Origin of the sequence: Aeromonas sp. 6P (assembly GCF_051919525.1) — a bacterium.
GTDB classification, from domain to species: Bacteria; Pseudomonadota; Gammaproteobacteria; order Enterobacterales; family Aeromonadaceae; genus Aeromonas; species Aeromonas veronii.
The window spans coordinates 971,207-987,839 of the sequence record NZ_JBQBEO010000002.1 but is presented as its reverse complement, the minus strand read 5'-3'; the positions used below and the strand labels follow the sequence as shown (position 1 = coordinate 987,839).

The following is a 16,633-nucleotide window of genomic DNA, read 5'->3' as shown; positions in this document are numbered from 1 at the left end:
TACGTGTTGGTTTACATGTGTTTTTAGTGAGTCTTTCGACTGCGATTGTGGTGTTGTGTTTCTTCCTCTGCGGGAAGAGGGGCTCAAATCTCACCGGTTTGACCCAGTCTGTCATCTGAATGTGTTTGGCGCCTCCAGCTGGATGGCGCCTTTTTTCATCCCTTCTATACCTTGAACTGCCCCACCAGCTGCTGCTGTTTGTCCGCCAGCGCAGAGAGCTCGCGACCATTTTCGGCGGAGGTCGCCGCCTCGGCCCGGATGGTGTGGCTCACATCGCGAATGTTGCTGACGTTGCGGTTGATCTCATCCGCCACCCGGCTCTGCTCCTGTGCCGCCCGGGCAATCTGCTCGTTCATCTGATGGATGGTGGAGACCGACTGGATAATCTGCTCCAGCACCTGCACCGAGAGATCCACCTTGGCGAGGGTCTCGTCAGCCTGTCCATGACCATCGCGAATCGCCTTGACCACGGCGCCGGTACCGGATTGCAGTTGGCTGATCAGAGTCTGGATCTCGACGATGGCATTCTGGGTGCGACCCGCCAGATTGCGCACCTCATCAGCCACCACGGCAAAGCCACGGCCCTGCTCACCGGCCCGCGCCGCTTCAATAGCCGCATTCAGCGCAAGCAAGTTGGTCTGCTCGGCAATTCCCTGGATCACGATGAGGATGTCATTAATGTTGTCGCTGTTGGCGGAGAGTCGCTCCACCACCGGCTGGGCATCGTTGATGATGGTCATCAGCTTGCGCATCGCCTCCTGGGTATCGGCAACGACATATTTACCCTCTTGCGCCGCGGCATCAGTGGTGTTGGCGGCAGCCACCGCCGAGCCGGCATTACCGGAGACCTGCAACGCCGTGGCGCTCAGCTCCTCAAATGCCGTCGCCACCAGATCGATCTCCTGATACTGGGCCTGCATGCCACTGCTGGTGCGCTCGGCCACTTGCGCGGCTCGCTCGGCACTGTTGCGCGTACCGGAGACGGTATCAATCACCTGACTGATGGTGGATTGCAACTTGTTGAGGAAGCTGTTGAACCACTTGGCCAGCTCGCCGATCTCGTCTTGCCGCTGGATCTCGATACGCTGGGTCAAATCCCCCTCACCACTGGCGATATCCTTGAGGCGGGCAACTACAGCGCGGATGGGTGCCACAATCTGGCGCGCCATCAACCAGATAAAACTCAGGGCAACCAGCGAGATCAGCACTCCGATCGACAGCTGCGAGACCACGCTGCGATTGGCTTCACTGGCCAGCTCATCTTGCAATTGCTGGGCCGAGGCCAGCACTACGGCCCGTGGCAATTCAATGTAGATGCCCCATTTACGGTCGGTGCCACGCATGGATACCGGGACAAAGGTCTGCAACAGGGTGCCATCGCTGCTCCAACGAGTCAGCTCCTGACCCTGACTGAGCCAGCCTTTCAGCTCGCTGGCCAGCCCCTGATACTTCTGATCCAGCCCACGCCCCATGGTCACATCGAACTCATCGGCTCCCGCCACGCGCCCCTCGTGACTGACCAGCAAGATTCTGCCCTTGCCCTCATAGAGCTCCTTGTCCATGGTGCTGACCAGACTCTGCAAAGTGGCCAGCGAGATATCGACCCCGACCATCCCCAGCAAGGTCTCCTGCTCCAGCAGCGGGACCGTCACCGAGGTCATCAATATCTGTTTATCGCCCACATCGTCCAGATAGGGCTCCAGCAGGCAGAGGGCACGGGTGCGAATGCTGCAGCGATACCACTCGTTTTCGATTCCACCTGCCTCGGTCGGGCTCTCATCGGCCAGTACATCCTCATTCTGCACTTCCGGTTCTATCTTGCCGTTGTCATAGGCCCAGTAACTGGAAAAACGCCCCTTGTCGTTGGAACCCAGCGCCGTTGAGCCCTGATAATTGCTGTCTTCCCCATCCAGCTGGTCAGGCTCGAACACCGCATAGACACCAAGCAGATTGGTCGATGAGGCAACGGCATCGTGCAGCTGCTGATTGACGGCGCTGCGCAGCGCCTCCGAATGGACAAAGTTCTCGGCCGCATTCTTGCGCTGGAACAACACGCTCTCTGCCAGCAAACTGGCGCGGAAATAGGCCTCATCGAGATAGCTGGTTACCTTGGCCGCCTGCTCCGAGCCCATCGCCTTCATCCAGTTTTCGGCAGACTGCTGCGCCTCGTGCATGGTGGCTTGCCGCACCTGCTGTTGCATCTTGTTCGCGTTGTAAATCGAAGAGGCAACCAGAGCGGCGGCTGTCACCAACAGACAGCAACCGGCGATCAGGGTAATCCGACCCTGGACAGAAAGAGCGCTCATGCCAATATTCCTACGTCATACAGATATGGATAGATTATCGACTTTATAAACAAAAACTTAACTCTCTCACAGCAAATCCAGCGAGAGTTGATTAACTTCACCCTCTCTTGGCAAACCCACCACCAAGCCCAGCAGGCGAACCGAACGCCCTTGCGCCCGCTGTAACCCCTCTTTGAGCAGGGGAACGAACAAGGCTGGCTGATAGCCACCCTGACTGCGATAGACGGTGGTCTGGTGGAAGTCGGCAAACTTGAGTTTAATCCCCTGCCCCATCACTTGCTCGGCAGGGCACGCCAGCTGAAATCGCCGCTCCAGCTCCGGCAGCAGTTGCTGCAATACCGTCAGGCAGGCGGCTTCGTCACAAACATCGCTCGCCAAAGTGGTCTCCACCCCGATGGTTTTGCGGATCCGGTGCGCCTGCACCGGCTGTTCATCCAGCCCCCAGATCCGGGTCGTCAGCATCTCCCCCAGCTTGCCAAAACGGCTGCACAGCTCTTGTGCCGACAAGGCCCGCGCATCCTCACAGGTGTAGAGCCCCTGCGCCTCCAGCCGCTCGGCAGTCTTGCGCCCCACCCCGGGCAGTTTGCCGAGGGGCAACTGGCAGACAAATTCGGCCACTTCGTCGGGACGAATGACAAACAGACCATCAGGCTTGCGCTGCTCCGAGGCGAGCTTGGCGAGAAACTTGTTGGGGGCCACTCCGGCCGAGGCGGTCAATCCCAGTTCGGAGACGATGGCTTGCCGGATCTCTTGTGCCATCAGGGTGGCGCTACCGCCACAACAGCGACTGTGGGTCACGTCGAGGTAAGCCTCGTCCAGTGACAGCGGTTCAACCTGATCGGTATAGCGCAGGAAAATGGCCCTGAGCTGACGGGAGATATCCTTGTACACCGCCATTCGCCCAGGGATCAGTACCAACGGCGGGCAGAGTTTTTTCGCCAGCGCGCTCGGCATGGCGGAGCGCACCCCGAACCGGCGCGCCACATAGTTGCAGGTCGAGATGACGCCGCGCCGCTCGGAGGCCCCACCGATGGCGAGCGGCACCTCCCGCAACGCCGGATTGTCCCGCATCTCCACCGCGGCAAAAAAGCAGTCCATGTCGATATGGATGATCTTGCGCATACCACTGTATAAATAAACAGACATGGCATCATCTTACCCCAAGGATAACCGCAGCTCTATCTCTCTCGTTGCGGCTAAAATAGTAGACTCCAAGGAGACCTTTACTACCACAATGACAAGGAGCGTTCGGGATGAAATATCTTTGGCTGGGACTCTGTTTGCTGCCGTTGACCGGCATCGGCAAGAACAACCCGACGGCAGAGTGCCGCTGGCTGTACGACCGGATTGAGATACTGGAACAGGCCATCAAGAAAGGGGACACACTCGGCACAGAGCAAGAGTTGTCACGCTGGCGTGAAGAGTTTCGCAAGAAGAAGTGCAAACAGTACGACTACTGAGCCGGACAAGATGGCGTGACCGACAACGGCAGATAACAAGCGGGCCCCGATCAAGATGACCGGGGCCCGTTTTCAAAGCATGACCAGCTTAATTCTGCAGCAGAGTGCGCTCAAGGCAGCACCATAGGGCCAGCGACAGTGGCCGCCACCTCATCCCCACGCAGCATCCGGATCAGTTCAAGCGCAAACTCGATTGCACTGCCCGGCCCCTGACTGGTGATAAGGCGATGAGCCTCATCCCTGACTACCCGCTCACTTGACAGCTGCGATGTCGGTAGTCGGGACTGAAAGCCGGGATGACAGGTGACGATGGCATCACCCAGCAGAGCATGATGTTGCAACACCACCACAGGGGCGGCGCAGATGGCAGCGCGCCAGCGACCAAGAGCGGCCTGCTCTTTGAGCAGATCAATGGCCAGCGGGGTATCGCGGATCACTTCGCTGCCGGGCAGACCACCGGGTACCACGATGGCTTCAAAGTCCCGACGGGTCAGTTCGTCGATATGACAATCGGCCACCAGCTGTACCCCGCGTGACGCTTTTACCTGCCGGGATCCGGCAGGGCAGCAAGAGGCCAGCACCACCTCAATACTTGCGCGCATCAGGGTATCGACAATCGCGACCGTCTCTATCTCTTCCGACCCGGGGGCCACCAGCACCAGTACACTCACGTTCGCCTCCTTGCTGCTTGCTCTACCATGTAAAAGATCAGACGGCCTGACTCTTCTCTTTGATCGCCTGATAGAGACCCTGATTGACCGGTACGGCAATGCCATGCCGGGCAGCCTTGGCCAGCAGGAAGCCGGTGATGGCCTCAATCTCGGTCTCGCGTCCCAGCTCCATATCCTGATGCATGGAGGAGTAATTGTCAGCGGTCAGCTCCACCACTGTCAGCACCCGACGCTGCAACTCCTCTGCCGCGGTCGCAATCCCTTCGGCGCACATCACATCCGCCACTTCCACGCAGATCTGCTGCAGGGCATCGGCAAAACGGGGGCCCGCCAGCTCGCCATTTTTCAGCTTGTAGAGGGCCGTCAGGGGATTGATGGCACAGTTGATGGCCAGCTTTTGCCACTGGCGCGTCAATACCTGTTCATCCCAACCAGCCTGACCCAGTGCCAGCGCCAGCTCGTCCGCGAGCGCGGCATGGGCCTTGGCGGCATCGTTGATCGGGCCAAGCCAGGTTTCACCCTTGCCAGTATGACGGAAGACAAAATGGCCGCACTGCATGGCACCATGGCTGGTGACACCGGCAATCACCGGATTGTGCGGGAACATCTCGACCACCTGCTCGGCAATGCCCATCCCGTTGTGCAGCAGCACGATCGGCACGCCGGCATCCAGCTTACCCACCAGCGGCGTCAGTGCGGCAATCACCTGACTGGCCTTGGTCATCACCAGCAGACGCTGGATCTTGCCGGGTTTGCTGACAAATCCGCGCTCGATATTGAGCAACTGAACATGCCCCTCCAGCGAGGTGAAATCGATCCCCGGATGGAGCGTGGACTTATGATGTTCGCGCAACAAGACACGGGTGGATTGACCACTCTGGGTCAGCAGGGAGGCAAAAACGCCGCCGAGGGCGCCACAACCCAACAGTGACCACTTCGGAGTAACGGGTGGAATAACGGGCTGTCGGGAATTTTTTAATCCGCTTGGCATGGTGTGACTCTGTCAGGGTAAGGGTTGCAATCCTCTCAACCTGTTACCGGGGATAAGTGAAGATGTCGCTGGTGGACACTAACGGGTCCACCCGTCCTGTGCGCAGGGGATTCTAGCAGAGCAACCCCATCAAAATCAGCAAATTTGCCCGTTTTCTGGTAGATTTGCCCCCCGATAACGCAACATGAGGAGCTCCGGCTATGCCGTCATTCGATATTATCTCTGAAGTCAAAATGAACGAGGTGTTGAACGCAGTCGACAACGCCAATCGTGAACTGGCCACCCGTTTCGATTTTCGTGGGGTAGAAGCCAGCTTCGAGTTGAACAAGGAAGAGGTAAAGCTGGAAGCCGATGCTGATTTCCAGCTCAAGCAGATGGTCGAAATCCTGCGCGGCGCCCTGCTCAAGCGCAACATCGAAAACAGCTCCATGGAAGTGGGTGACTCCGTTCACTCCGGCAAGCGTTTCCACCTGACCGTCAAATTCAAGCAGGGGATCGAGAAAGAGATCGCCAAGAAGCTGGTCAAGCTGATCAAGGACTCCAAAATCAAGGTACAGGTCGCCATCCAGGGTGATGAAGTACGTGTCACCGGCAAGAAGCGTGACGATCTGCAAGAGACCATGGCACTGGTCCGTGGCGCCGAACTGGGTCAACCGATGCAGTTCCAGAACTTCCGCGACTGATTTATCCACTCAGCCGTGGCGCACTTGATGACTCGCGCCACGCTATCTAAATCGCGGCCATAAAAAAACCGGAGCAGATGCTCCGGTTTTTTGTACCCCAAGTTTTATTAGAACTTGTAGGTAACGTCGAAGTAGTGACCGAAGCCTGTAGTTTTCAGGTGCAAATCAGGCTTGTCTGTCGGGTCAGGCTGGTAACCATTTTTGATGCCGTACACATCATGGAAGTATTTCAGACCATAGCCAACAGCAAAGCGGTCATTGTGCCAGTAGATACCGTTAAACATGTTGGTACCAGTACTGGAGCTGTCTTTGGCATCAAACAGGTGATCCAAGTAACCCTGATAGGCAACAAAGCTGCCGTTGGAGAAGGTGTAGAAAGGCTTGAACCAGTTCACGGAGAACTGATAGCCATTCCAGCCTTGCTCACCGCTACCTTCATTAACATGACGAGCGTAAAGGTTCATGCCCATCTTGCCGAACCAAGGTACCATCACATCAGCGCCCAGACCGGTCATAGCTTCAAACTGGCCATCTGCACCGCCAACGTTAATAAGGTTAGCTACGTACAACTCTTGAACCGGACCAAACGAGAGATCTTTACCAGTCATACCATCGATAGAGATACGCGGAGCGAACTTGATAAACATGTTTTCGCCGTTGTGCTTATCGCTATGGCTGCTCTGGAAAATATCGAATACATCGACATAACCATACAGATCAAAAATACCGGAACGACCACCAAACTCCATTTCAAAATAAGTGTCGTTGAAATCTTGTCCATCAGCATGCGGCATCTGATCGATGGTATGCATGACGTTGAACTGGAACCATTTGAAGTCATTCTTGTGGATATCACCGCTGTAGTCAGCAGCGAAGGCCGGGGTAGCGGCAGCAGCCAGCAGACCGGCAGCGATCAGAGTCTTGGTAAATTTGGCCATTTTATTGGTCTCTTGTGCGTTAGTTGAGGTTTTCCGTAGCCTGCCCACAAGGAGCGAGAGGGATTCTAATCAAATAAAATTGGGGGTGAAACAACTTCTCGGGAACTTTATCCGGAAGTGTGAATCTAATCACCCCCGATTCTACGCAAACGCTTGCTATTTGTCAGCCGTTGAGAGCAACTCACTCCCTTTTCTGGCGACCAGCACAATCAACAACAACACGGGCAAGCCCAATAAACTGGTTCCGACAAAGAAGGCACTGTAGCCAATCTGCTCCACAACCTGTCCGGAAAAACCGGCCAGCAACTTGGGTAGCAGCAACATTACCGAGCTGAACAGGGCGTACTGAGTGGCCGAAAATGCCACATTGGTCAGGCTGGAGAGATAGGTCACGAAGGCCGCGGTCGCGATACCGGCACTGAGGTTGTCGAGGGAAATGATCAGGGTCAGCAGCTCCAGGTTGTGACCAACCTGATTGAGCAGGGCAAACAGCAGGTTGGTGCTGGCAGTGAGCAGCGCCCCCAAGAACAGGATGCGCAGCGTACCGAAGCGCATCACCAGCACGCCCCCCAGCGCCGCCCCCACTAGCGTCATGATGACGCCAAACACCTTGGTAATGGTCGCAACCTCGGTCTTGCTGAACTGCATATCCACATAGAAGCTGTTGGACATCACCCCCATCACCACATCGGCAACCCGATAGCAGGCGATCAGAGCCAGGATCAGCAGCGCCGAGCTGCCATAGCGACGAAAGAAGTCGGCAAACGGACACCAGACCGCCTCATAGCCCCAGGCCCCCGCACTCGCCAGCAGCGCAGGCCACCCTTTTTCCAGGAGCTGCGCCTTGCGTTCGGCCTGTTGTTTGCCCTGCTCGGCCAGATCGATTTCCGGCTCGTGGCAAAACAGCGTGGTGATGACCCCGAGTGACATCAGACCCGCCATCACCAGATAGGTAATCTGCCAGCCACGATAGTCATAGCCACTATTGCTGCCAAACCAGGCTGCCAGCGCCAGCGCACCGGCCCCCGCCATGATCATCGCCAGTCGGTAGCCGGTCATGTAAGAAGCAGCCATCGCCGCCTGTAGCCGCTCGGGAGCGGATTCGATGCGATAGGCGTCGATGACGATATCCTGCGTGGCCGAGGCAAAGGCCACCAGCAGGGCAAACATCGCCAGCTGGGCCAGCTCGGTCTTGGGATCGCAGAACGCCATGCCGACCAGCGCGGCGGCAATCAACAGCTGGGAGAAGAACATCCAGCTGCGGCGACGCCCCAGCAGCGTGGAGAGCAACGGCAGCGGCATGCGATCCACCAACGGTGACCACAGCCATTTAAAGCCATAGGCGAGCGCCACCCAGCTCATATAGCCGATATCGGTCAGGCTGACATCGGCCTCGCGCAACCAGAATGAGAGGGTACCGAACACCAGCAGCAGCGGCAGACCCGATGAAAAACCCATGGCAAAGAGAATAAATACCCGAAATTCGAGATAAACGGCGAGGGACTCTCTCCAGCTTGGTTTGCGGATCATGTTCAACTACCTGACGACTTTGGAAAAGTGCGTCATTTTGGCAGGTTGATGGCAGATAGCCAAGGCAAGCAAAGAGATAGGCAAAAGAAGCCCGGATAGAGAAAAGGCCCATCCCGAACGGGATGAGCCTTGTATTGTGACCTGACGAGGCGAGGTGACGAACCGGGTCCGGCGAGAGTTACTTGCCCGCTTTCTTGTCGACTTTCTTGTCTGCCGGAGTTTCTGCCAACAAGACCACCTTCTTCAGAATGATGGGACTGGTCGGCACATCGTTGGCGCGCAGAATGGGGCTGTAACCGGTCTGTACCTGAGCCAGCTTGTCCAACACTTCCATCCCCTGAACCACCTGACCGAACACGGTATAACCCGCGGCGCCACCGGCGTTGAGGTTATTGTTGTCGACCAGATTGAAGTAGAACTGGCGAGTAGCGCTGTCGACCGCCTGGGTGCGGGCCATGGCGATGGAGCCACGTTTGTTGGGCAGACCGCCGCGCGACTCGTTGACCACAGGCTCATAAGTCGGCAGTTGCTGGAACTGCTGGTTGTAGCCCCCACCCTGCACCACGAAATCCTGGATCACCCGGTGGAAGATACTGCCGTCATAGCTGCCATCAGCCACGTAACGCAGGAAGTTCTTCACCGTCTGGGGCGCCTGCTTGGACGCCAGCTCCACCACGATATTGCCGTGGTTGGTCTCCATTCTGACTTTCGGGCCCGCGAACGCCAGCGGGGCGATCAGCATGGCCAGCAACCAGAGTTTTTTCATCATCAGACCCCTGCACCGTTCGGTTGACCTTTCAGGTAACCGCGCAGCGCATCATCCGCCATGATCTGCTGCAGCACGCTACCCAGTTGCAGGTTCAGTGTAGACTCCAGATCGGCCATGCTTGGCTCGCTCGGGCTCTCCTTGCTGGAGGACATGTTGAACTGCTTGGTCAGACGGTTGCCCTGGAAATCGGCGATCACCTGCAGGCTGACGCGGGACTTGGTGACATAGGTAAAGGTCTTCTCTTCCACATTGACTGCGGCGTTGGAGATCACCAGCGTCAGGTTGGTGGTGCCACTGTTGCCCACTTCGAGACCCTGGCTGCGCAGCCCTTCGGCCAGCCGCTCGGCCATCAGCAGGTTGAGCGGACGCTCGCTGTTGACCAGCACGGGGGCTTTCTCTTTATGTTTGATGGAGAAGACGTAGGCAGCCTCACGCTTGTCTACCCCTTCCATGGTGATGCGATTGCCAGAGTAGTATTGCTGGTTGGCGGGGATCACCTGCGGATTGAGCAGCGCCGTCTCCGGCCAATGAGTGGCACACCCGCCCAGCATCAGGGCGGCCAGCAGCAAGAGTGACTTTTTCATCATGGTTTCCTTTGGCTTTAGCGTTTGATGGCTTTCAAAATAACGAATTTGCTGTTCGACGCAACGACTTGTGCGTTGGCAAACAAGCGCTTGAGTTTGTTGTGATAGTCCAGATGACGGTTGCCTACTATCCAGAGTTCACCCCCTTGAGGCAACACCCGGTGCGCATCGCTGAACATCTGCCAGGCGATATGATCGGTGATCGCCTGCAGCTGATGGAAAGGAGGGTTGCAGAGGATCCGATCCGCCGAGCCGACCGCCACCCCGTCGAGACAGTTATTGACCATAAAGTGGGCGCGCGGCAGTGCATCGGGCAGATTGTGCTCGACGTTGAGCTGTGCCGAGGCAACCGCCATATAGGATTCATCGATAAAGGTCACCTCCACCTCGCTGTCTTTGGCGAGCAGCGACAGACCCAGCACCCCGTTGCCGCAGCCCAGATCGATCACCTTGCGGGCACTGTGGATGGGCAGGTTGTCCAGCATAAAACGGGCACCAATATCGAGACTGGTGCGCGAGAAGACGTTGGCATGGTTATGGATGAGCATGCCACTCCCCTCCAGCGGCCAGACAGTCGGGAAGGGGTTGGCCAGCGCGGGTTGCCCGGCCTGCGGCTCGCAGTGAATGAGACGCGCCTTTTTCCAGGCCAGCGAGGTACGGGTAGGCCCCAGATACTTCTCGAACAACTTGAGGGTGGAGGTATGAATATCCTTCGCCTTGCCGGCAGCGATAACGCGGGTTGCCGGTGTTACCACCTCCCGCAACGCCAGCAGTTGCTGCTCCAATAGAGCCTGATATTTGGAGACCTTGATCACTACCAGCGCAGGGGCATCGGGCAGCGGCGCCAGCGCATCCTGCAAGCAGATCCCGCCTGCATCCAGTCCGTTTTCGGCCAGATTGGCCAGGGTCGCCCGCTCACTGATGTAAGAGTCGGTGACGCAGCAGGGGGAGTGCGGATGCAGATAGGCGGCCAGCGCGCCAAAGCCATCATTCATGATGATGACGGGGCCCGTCTGCTCGAGGGGAGACTCCGCCAGGGTGTTGATCAGGTATTCGTCAGCCGCATCCCAGGCTTGCAGGGTCTCCTGACTCTGGCGCGGATAGCGGTAGAGCGTGAGCTGGCAATGGGGAGTGTCGAGAAGGGTTTGCATAGGAAGAGTCCAACCTCGGCTTGATTCGTGTATACAGGCGCCAGGGGCGACGCAAAGTGGCGCTATTCTAGCGAGGAGCAGGAATTTCACCAGTTCGATGCGCATCAAGGGGGCAACTGACGGGTGATTTCCCTCTTACGGGGGCTTATTCCATCCCGCGACTGCCGATAGAATGGCCCGACATTCACTCTGGAAGCCGATCCGATGACCATCCAACAACTGATTGAAGCCAAGCTGACCGTAGCCCTCTCCCCCTCCGTGCTGGAGGTAATCAACGAGAGCCACATGCACCGTGTGGAACCGGGATCTGAGAGCCACTTCAAGGTGGTGATCGTCAGCGAGCAATTTGCAGGGCTGCGGCTGCTGGCACGACATCGTCAGGTCAACGCGGTGCTGGCCGACGAGCTGGCCGGTGCCGTTCATGCACTGGCGCTGCATACCTACACAGAGACCGAGTGGCAGGAAAAAGGCCACGCCCCGCGCACCCCGAGCTGCGTTGGCAAACCGTCACTCTCCTGAAAGCGGTTGTACCACAGGATTCCCCTCGAGAACCTGCCAACAAAAATTAAACATATTTCCCCCATTGGCCCCGAAAAGGCTACATCCAAGGGGGTATATTTCGGCATCAAGGCTTTTTGCTGATAGTGGAGACAACGGTAAATACCCCCATCGAGGTATCAAAATAAAAAAACCTTTAAAACCACTACTTACAAGGTGTCGGGGGCTTATTCATTGCAGGTTAATTTTGTGATGGCACGGGGATTTTGCCCATTTGGCATGGCAGAAAATGCACCTTAAGTGGTAAACTCAAGCGCTTTTGAGTGAGCCTGTATGTTGAATAATTGTTGAGCCTGCCCACCTGGCACAACCACAACATCGACTCATTCAACCACCCGTCGTGATGTATTTCTCGGCGCTAACCAACCTCTCCCGTAACGGTAGTGCAAGTAAGTATGATTACAATCAAAAGAGGACTGGACATCCCCGTGCTGGGTGCGCCAGAGCAAGTAATCTACGATGGCCCCGCCATCACCCGTGTTGCGACACTGGGCGAGGAGTTTGTGGGGATGCGACCTACTATGTTCGTCAAAGTAGGTGATCGCGTCATCAAAGGTCAGGATCTTTTTGAAGACAAGAAGAATCCGGGCGTTAAATTCACAGCTCCTGCCACCGGTGTGGTTTCAGAGATCAACCGTGGTGCCAAACGTGTTCTCCAGTCTGTGGTCATCGACCTGGACGGTTCCGATGAACAGGTGACGTTTGAGCATTTTGCCTCTGCCGAGCTGGCCAAGCTCGAGCGCAGCAAGGTGCAAGAGATCCTGGTCGCATCAGGTCAGTGGACTGCGTTGCGTACCCGTCCGTTCAGCAAAGTCCCCGCGGTAGCGTCTGCCCCGCGCGCTATCTTTGTGACTGCAATGGACACCAACCCGCTGGCTGCCGATGCCGAGCTGATTATCAAGGAACAGCCGCAGGCCTTCCTCGATGGTCTGGCTGTATTGACCCGCCTGACCGACGGCGCCGTCTACGTCTGTAAAGGCGAAGGCAGTCTGCCCCACTCTCCGCTGGCTCAGGTCAAGGAAGAGATCTTCGTTGGTCCGCATCCTGCCGGTCTGCCGGGTACCCATATCCACTTCCTGGATCCGGTCAGCAGCACCAAGGTGCAGTGGCACATCAACTATCAGGATGTGATTGCATTCGGCAAGCTGTTCACCACCGGTCAGATCTGCACTGACAAGGTGATCGCGCTGGCTGGCCCGAACGTGCTCAAGCCGCGTCTGCTGCGTACCCGTCTGGGCGCCTGCATCAGCCAGCTCACCAATAATGAGCTGCGTGCCGACGAAAACCGTATCATCTCCGGTTCTATCCTGAGTGGTGCCAAAGCCGAAGGTGTTCACGACTACCTGGGCCGCTACCACAATCAGGTTTGCGTGCTGGGTGAAGGTCGCGAGAAAGAGTTCCTGGGCTGGATCAACCCCAGCGCCAACAAGTTCTCTATCACCCGTACCACCCTCTCTCATCTGATGAAGGGCAAGCTGATCAACTTCACCACCACTACCAACGGTAGTGACCGTTCCATGGTGCCTATCGGCAACTATGAGCGGGTGATGCCACTCGACATCCTGCCGACCCTGCTGCTGCGGGACATGGTCTCCGGCGATACCGACGGTGCACAAGCACTGGGCTGCCTGGAGCTGGATGAGGAAGATTTGGCGCTCTGTACCTTTGTCTGCCCTGGCAAGACAGAGTACGGCCCGATCTTGCGTGAGTGCCTGACCAAGATTGAACTGGAAGGTTAAGCGATGAGTTTCAAGCAACTTCTTGAAAATATGGAACACCACTTCGAACCGGGTGGAAAGTACGCCAAGTACTATGCCCTGTTCGAAGCGGCGTACACCCTGTTCTACACCCCGGGTAGCGTTACCCGCAACGCCTCCCACGTTCGTGATGCGCTCGATCTGAAGCGCATGATGATCATGGTGTGGCTGGCCGTGTTCCCGGCCATGTTCTGGGGCATGTACAACGTTGGTAACCAGGCGATTGCCGCCATTGCCCACATGGGCTCGGCTGCTGGTGCCAGCAGCTGGCAATATGCCCTGGCTACCATGCTGGGCGCCTCCCTCGATCCGGCTGTTGCCGGTATCGGCAGCAAGATGCTGATTGGCGCCACCCACTTCTTCCCAATCTATATCACCGTCTTCTTTGTCGGTGGTTTCTGGGAAGTGCTGTTCGCCATGGTGCGCAAACACGAGATCAACGAAGGCTTCTTCGTGACCTCCATCCTGTTTGCCCTGATCGTGCCGCCCGAGCTGCCCCTGTGGCAAGCTGCGCTGGGTATCACCTTCGGTGTGGTGATGGCCAAAGAGGTGTTCGGTGGTACCGGCAAGAACTTCCTGAACCCGGCGCTCGCTGGTCGTGCGTTCCTGTTCTTCGCCTACCCGGGCCAGATCTCCGGTGACGCCGTGTGGGTTGCCGTTGACGGTTTCTCCGGCGCGACTGCCCTGAGCCAGTGGGCCCAAGGCGGCCAAATGGCGCTGATCAACGGTGCAACCGGCCAGGCTATCAGCTGGATGGACGCTTTCCTGGGTAACCTGCCGGGTTCCATCGGTGAAGTCTCTACCCTGATGATCCTGCTGGGTGCCGCCATGATCGTCTACATGCGCATCGCCTCCTGGCGCATCATCGCCGGCGTGATGATCGGTATGATCGCCACCTCCCTGCTGTTCAACGTCATCGGTTCCGATACCAACCCCATGTTCAACATGCCGTGGCACTGGCATCTGGTACTGGGTGGCTTCGCCTTCGGTATGGCCTTCATGGCAACCGACCCTGTCTCCGCAGCCTTTACCAACAAAGGCAAGTGGTGGTATGGCGCCCTGATCGGCGTAATGGTCGTGCTGGTTCGCGTGGTCAACCCTGCGTTCCCGGAAGGCATGATGCTGGCCATTCTGTTTGCGAACCTGTTTGCTCCCCTGTTTGACCACTTCGTCGCTCAGGCAAACATCAAGCGGAGGATTGCTCGTGGCGTTTAATAAAGATTCAACCCTCGGCACCGTCAGCGTGGTCACCGGCCTCTGTCTGGCCTGTTCCATCGTGGTATCCGTTGCCGCTGTGGGCCTGCGTTCTACCCAGCAGGAAAACAAGGCGCTGGACAAGCAGAGCAACATTCTCGCCGTAGCCGGTGTGGATGTGAGCGAAGTGGCCAAGCGCGACCTGGCCAAACTGTACGGCGAGAAGATCGAAGCCCGTCTGGTGGATCTGGCGACCGGTGACTTTGTTGACGGTGATGCCGACAACTTCGACACCAAGCAGGCTGCCAAAGATCCGGCCCGCAGCATCCGTCTTGCCGCCGCTGACGACAAGGCCAGCCTGCGTCAGATCTCCAAGCAGATCCCGGTATTCTTCGCCAAGGATGCCGAAGGCAAGATCGACAGCATCATCCTGCCCATCTATGGTCAGGGTCTGTGGTCGACCATGTATGCTTTCGTCGCCGTTGCCGCTGATGGCCAGACTATCAAAGGCATCACCTACTACGACCACGGTGAAACCCCGGGTCTGGGTGGCGAGATCGAAAACCCGGCCTGGCAGGCGCTGTTCAAGGACAAGAAACTGTTCGACCAGAATGGCATGCCGGCGCTGCGCGTCATCAAGGGCCATGCTCCGGCGGGCTCCGAGCACGAGATCGATGGTCTCTCCGGTGCCACTCTGACCGGTAACGGCGTACAGCATACCTTCGACTTCTGGATGGGTCCCAAGGGCTTCGGTCCTTTCCTGGCCAAGGTTCGTGCAGGAGAAATCAACAATGGCTGACAAGAGCGAAATGAAGAAGTTGCTGTTGACGCCTGTGCTGGGCAACAACCCCATCGCCTTGCAGGTGCTGGGTGTCTGTTCTGCACTGGCGGTTACCAGCCAGATGAAAACTGCGTTTGTAATGACCCTCGCGGTCATGGCGGTCACCGCCTTCTCAAACCTGTTCATCTCCCTGATCCGCAACCAGATCCCGAACAGCGTCCGGATCATCGTGCAGATGGCGATCATCGCCTCACTGGTTATCGTGGTTGACCAGGTGCTCAAGGCGTATGCCTATGACATCTCCAAGCAACTGTCGGTCTTCGTGGGTCTGATCATCACCAACTGTATCGTAATGGGCCGCGCTGAAGCGTACGCCATGAAGAGTGCCCCGCTGCCCTCCTTCCTGGATGGTATCGGCAACGGTCTGGGCTATGGTGCCATTCTGCTGAGTGTCGCGACCGTGCGTGAACTGCTGGGCTCCGGCACCTGGTTCGGCATCGAGCTGCTGCCGCTGGTGAATAACGGTGGCTGGTATGTGCCCAACGGCCTGCTGCTGCTGCCGCCGAGTGCATTCTTCATCATTGGTCTGATCATTTGGGGCGTGCGCACCAAGGATCCCAAGCAGGTGGAGGCGAAGGATTAAGGTATGGAACACTATCTGAGTCTGTTAATTAAATCGATCTTCATCGAAAACCTGGCACTCTCCTTCTTCCTGGGGATGTGTACCTTCCTGGCGGTGTCCAAGAAGGTAAAGACCTCCATGGGTCTGGGTATTGCCGTTATTGTGGTGCAGACCATCGCGGTTCCTGCCAACAACCTGATCTACAACTACGTGCTTAAAGATGGCGCTCTGGTATCCGGTCTGGATCTGAGCTTCCTGAGCTTCATCACCTTCATCGGTGTGATTGCAGCACTGGTACAGATCCTGGAGATGGCGCTGGACAAGTACTTCCCGGCACTCTACAACGCGCTGGGTATCTTCCTGCCGCTCATCACCGTGAACTGCGCCATCTTCGGTGGCGTCTCCTTCATGGTGCAGCGTGACTACAACTTCATGGAGTCTGTGGTCTACGGTGTGGGTTCAGGGGCAGGCTGGATGCTGGCGATCGTTGCGCTGGCGGGTATCCGCGAGAAGATGAAGTACTCCGATGTTCCGGAAGGCCTGCGCGGTCTGGGCATCACCTTCATCACCGCCGGTCTGATGGCGCTGGGCTTCATGTCCTTCTCTGGTATCTCCCTGTAATCGGCTTTCCTGCAATC

The 16,633-nt window shown here is 57.2% G+C and carries 17 protein-coding genes; 8 read left to right on the top strand and 9 right to left on the bottom strand.

From position 1 onward, the window contains the following. Window positions 1-164: 164 nt before the first annotated feature. Both ACTG2J_RS04880 and dinB read right to left on the bottom strand, forming a co-directional pair. Window positions 165-2,306 carry a methyl-accepting chemotaxis protein gene (locus tag ACTG2J_RS04880; protein WP_204385168.1) on the bottom strand — a complete coding sequence of 714 codons (2,142 nt, stop codon included), beginning with the start codon at window positions 2,304-2,306 and terminating at the stop codon, window positions 165-167. A gap of 66 nt (window positions 2,307-2,372) precedes the next feature. Continuing rightward, a complete protein-coding gene (gene dinB / locus ACTG2J_RS04875) occupies window positions 2,373-3,428 on the bottom strand; it encodes a DNA polymerase IV (protein WP_113739002.1) in 1,056 nt (351 codons plus the stop codon). A 131-nt stretch (window positions 3,429-3,559) separates the two neighbouring features. On the opposite strand from dinB, the gene ACTG2J_RS04870 reads away from it, so the two are divergent. Beyond that, a complete protein-coding gene (locus tag ACTG2J_RS04870) occupies window positions 3,560-3,766 on the top strand; it encodes a hypothetical protein (RefSeq protein WP_019445898.1) in 207 nt (68 codons plus the stop codon). Between the two features lie 110 nt (window positions 3,767-3,876). On the opposite strand, the gene ACTG2J_RS04865 is transcribed toward ACTG2J_RS04870, so the two are convergent. Next, a complete protein-coding gene (locus tag ACTG2J_RS04865; protein ID WP_113739003.1) occupies window positions 3,877-4,437 on the bottom strand; it encodes a DJ-1 family glyoxalase III in 561 nt (186 codons plus the stop codon). A 37-nt stretch (window positions 4,438-4,474) separates the two neighbouring features. Further along, entirely contained in the window at window positions 4,475-5,428 is a 954-nt protein-coding gene (locus tag ACTG2J_RS04860; RefSeq protein ID WP_113739004.1) for a ketopantoate reductase family protein, read from the bottom strand. Window positions 5,429-5,628: 200 nt separating this feature from the next. On the opposite strand from ACTG2J_RS04860, the gene ACTG2J_RS04855 reads away from it, so the two are divergent. Then, window positions 5,629-6,111 carry a YajQ family cyclic di-GMP-binding protein gene (locus tag ACTG2J_RS04855; protein ID WP_047435500.1) on the top strand — a complete coding sequence of 161 codons (483 nt, stop codon included), beginning with the start codon at window positions 5,629-5,631 and terminating at the stop codon, window positions 6,109-6,111. 107 nt (window positions 6,112-6,218) lie between these two features. Here ACTG2J_RS04855 and ACTG2J_RS04850 read toward each other — a convergent pair whose 3' ends face one another. The 5 genes from ACTG2J_RS04850 to ACTG2J_RS04830 all read right to left on the bottom strand — a co-directional run bounded on the left by ACTG2J_RS04850 (window position 6,219) and on the right by ACTG2J_RS04830 (window position 11,083). Beyond that, entirely contained in the window at window positions 6,219-7,049 is an 831-nt protein-coding gene (locus ACTG2J_RS04850; protein WP_047435495.1) for a nucleoside-specific channel-forming Tsx family protein, read from the bottom strand. Between the two features lie 156 nt (window positions 7,050-7,205). After that, entirely contained in the window at window positions 7,206-8,585 is a 1,380-nt protein-coding gene (locus ACTG2J_RS04845; protein ID WP_040068511.1) for an AmpG family muropeptide MFS transporter, read from the bottom strand. A 172-nt stretch (window positions 8,586-8,757) separates the two neighbouring features. Beyond that, on the bottom strand, window positions 8,758-9,345 hold the full coding sequence (locus ACTG2J_RS04840; RefSeq protein WP_050547831.1) for a peptidylprolyl isomerase: 588 nt from the start codon (window positions 9,343-9,345) through the stop codon (window positions 8,758-8,760). Between the two features lie 2 nt (window positions 9,346-9,347). Beyond that, complete coding sequence (locus ACTG2J_RS04835; RefSeq protein WP_005349692.1) at window positions 9,348-9,932, bottom strand: YajG family lipoprotein; 585 nt, start codon at window positions 9,930-9,932, stop codon at window positions 9,348-9,350. Window positions 9,933-9,949: 17 nt separating this feature from the next. Continuing rightward, entirely contained in the window at window positions 9,950-11,083 is a 1,134-nt protein-coding gene (locus tag ACTG2J_RS04830) for a methyltransferase (RefSeq protein WP_021230323.1), read from the bottom strand. Between the two features lie 204 nt (window positions 11,084-11,287). Between ACTG2J_RS04830 and ACTG2J_RS04825 the strand changes: the two genes are divergently transcribed. The 6 genes from ACTG2J_RS04825 (at window position 11,288) to nqrE (ending at window position 16,616) form a co-directional block, all read left to right on the top strand. Continuing rightward, on the top strand, window positions 11,288-11,602 hold the full coding sequence (locus ACTG2J_RS04825; protein WP_236352937.1) for a BolA family protein: 315 nt from the start codon (window positions 11,288-11,290) through the stop codon (window positions 11,600-11,602). 434 nt (window positions 11,603-12,036) lie between these two features. Next, window positions 12,037-13,380: a Na(+)-translocating NADH-quinone reductase subunit A gene (locus ACTG2J_RS04820; RefSeq protein WP_041202293.1), complete on the top strand. Its 1,344-nt coding sequence runs from the start codon at window positions 12,037-12,039 to the stop codon at window positions 13,378-13,380. A 3-nt stretch (window positions 13,381-13,383) separates the two neighbouring features. Beyond that, entirely contained in the window at window positions 13,384-14,613 is a 1,230-nt protein-coding gene (locus ACTG2J_RS04815) for an NADH:ubiquinone reductase (Na(+)-transporting) subunit B (RefSeq protein ID WP_005338642.1), read from the top strand. Next, window positions 14,603-15,391, top strand: a complete 789-nt coding sequence (locus ACTG2J_RS04810) for a Na(+)-translocating NADH-quinone reductase subunit C (RefSeq protein ID WP_005338643.1) — start codon at window positions 14,603-14,605, stop codon at window positions 15,389-15,391. Before ACTG2J_RS04815 ends, ACTG2J_RS04810 begins: the two co-directional genes overlap by 11 nt. Next, a complete protein-coding gene (locus ACTG2J_RS04805; RefSeq protein ID WP_005338644.1) occupies window positions 15,384-16,016 on the top strand; it encodes an NADH:ubiquinone reductase (Na(+)-transporting) subunit D in 633 nt (210 codons plus the stop codon). The genes ACTG2J_RS04810 and ACTG2J_RS04805 overlap by 8 nt, the downstream gene beginning before the upstream one ends. Window positions 16,017-16,019: 3 nt before the next feature. Further along, a complete protein-coding gene (nqrE, locus tag ACTG2J_RS04800; protein WP_005338645.1) occupies window positions 16,020-16,616 on the top strand; it encodes an NADH:ubiquinone reductase (Na(+)-transporting) subunit E in 597 nt (198 codons plus the stop codon). The last annotated feature ends 17 nt before the right edge of the window (window positions 16,617-16,633 follow it).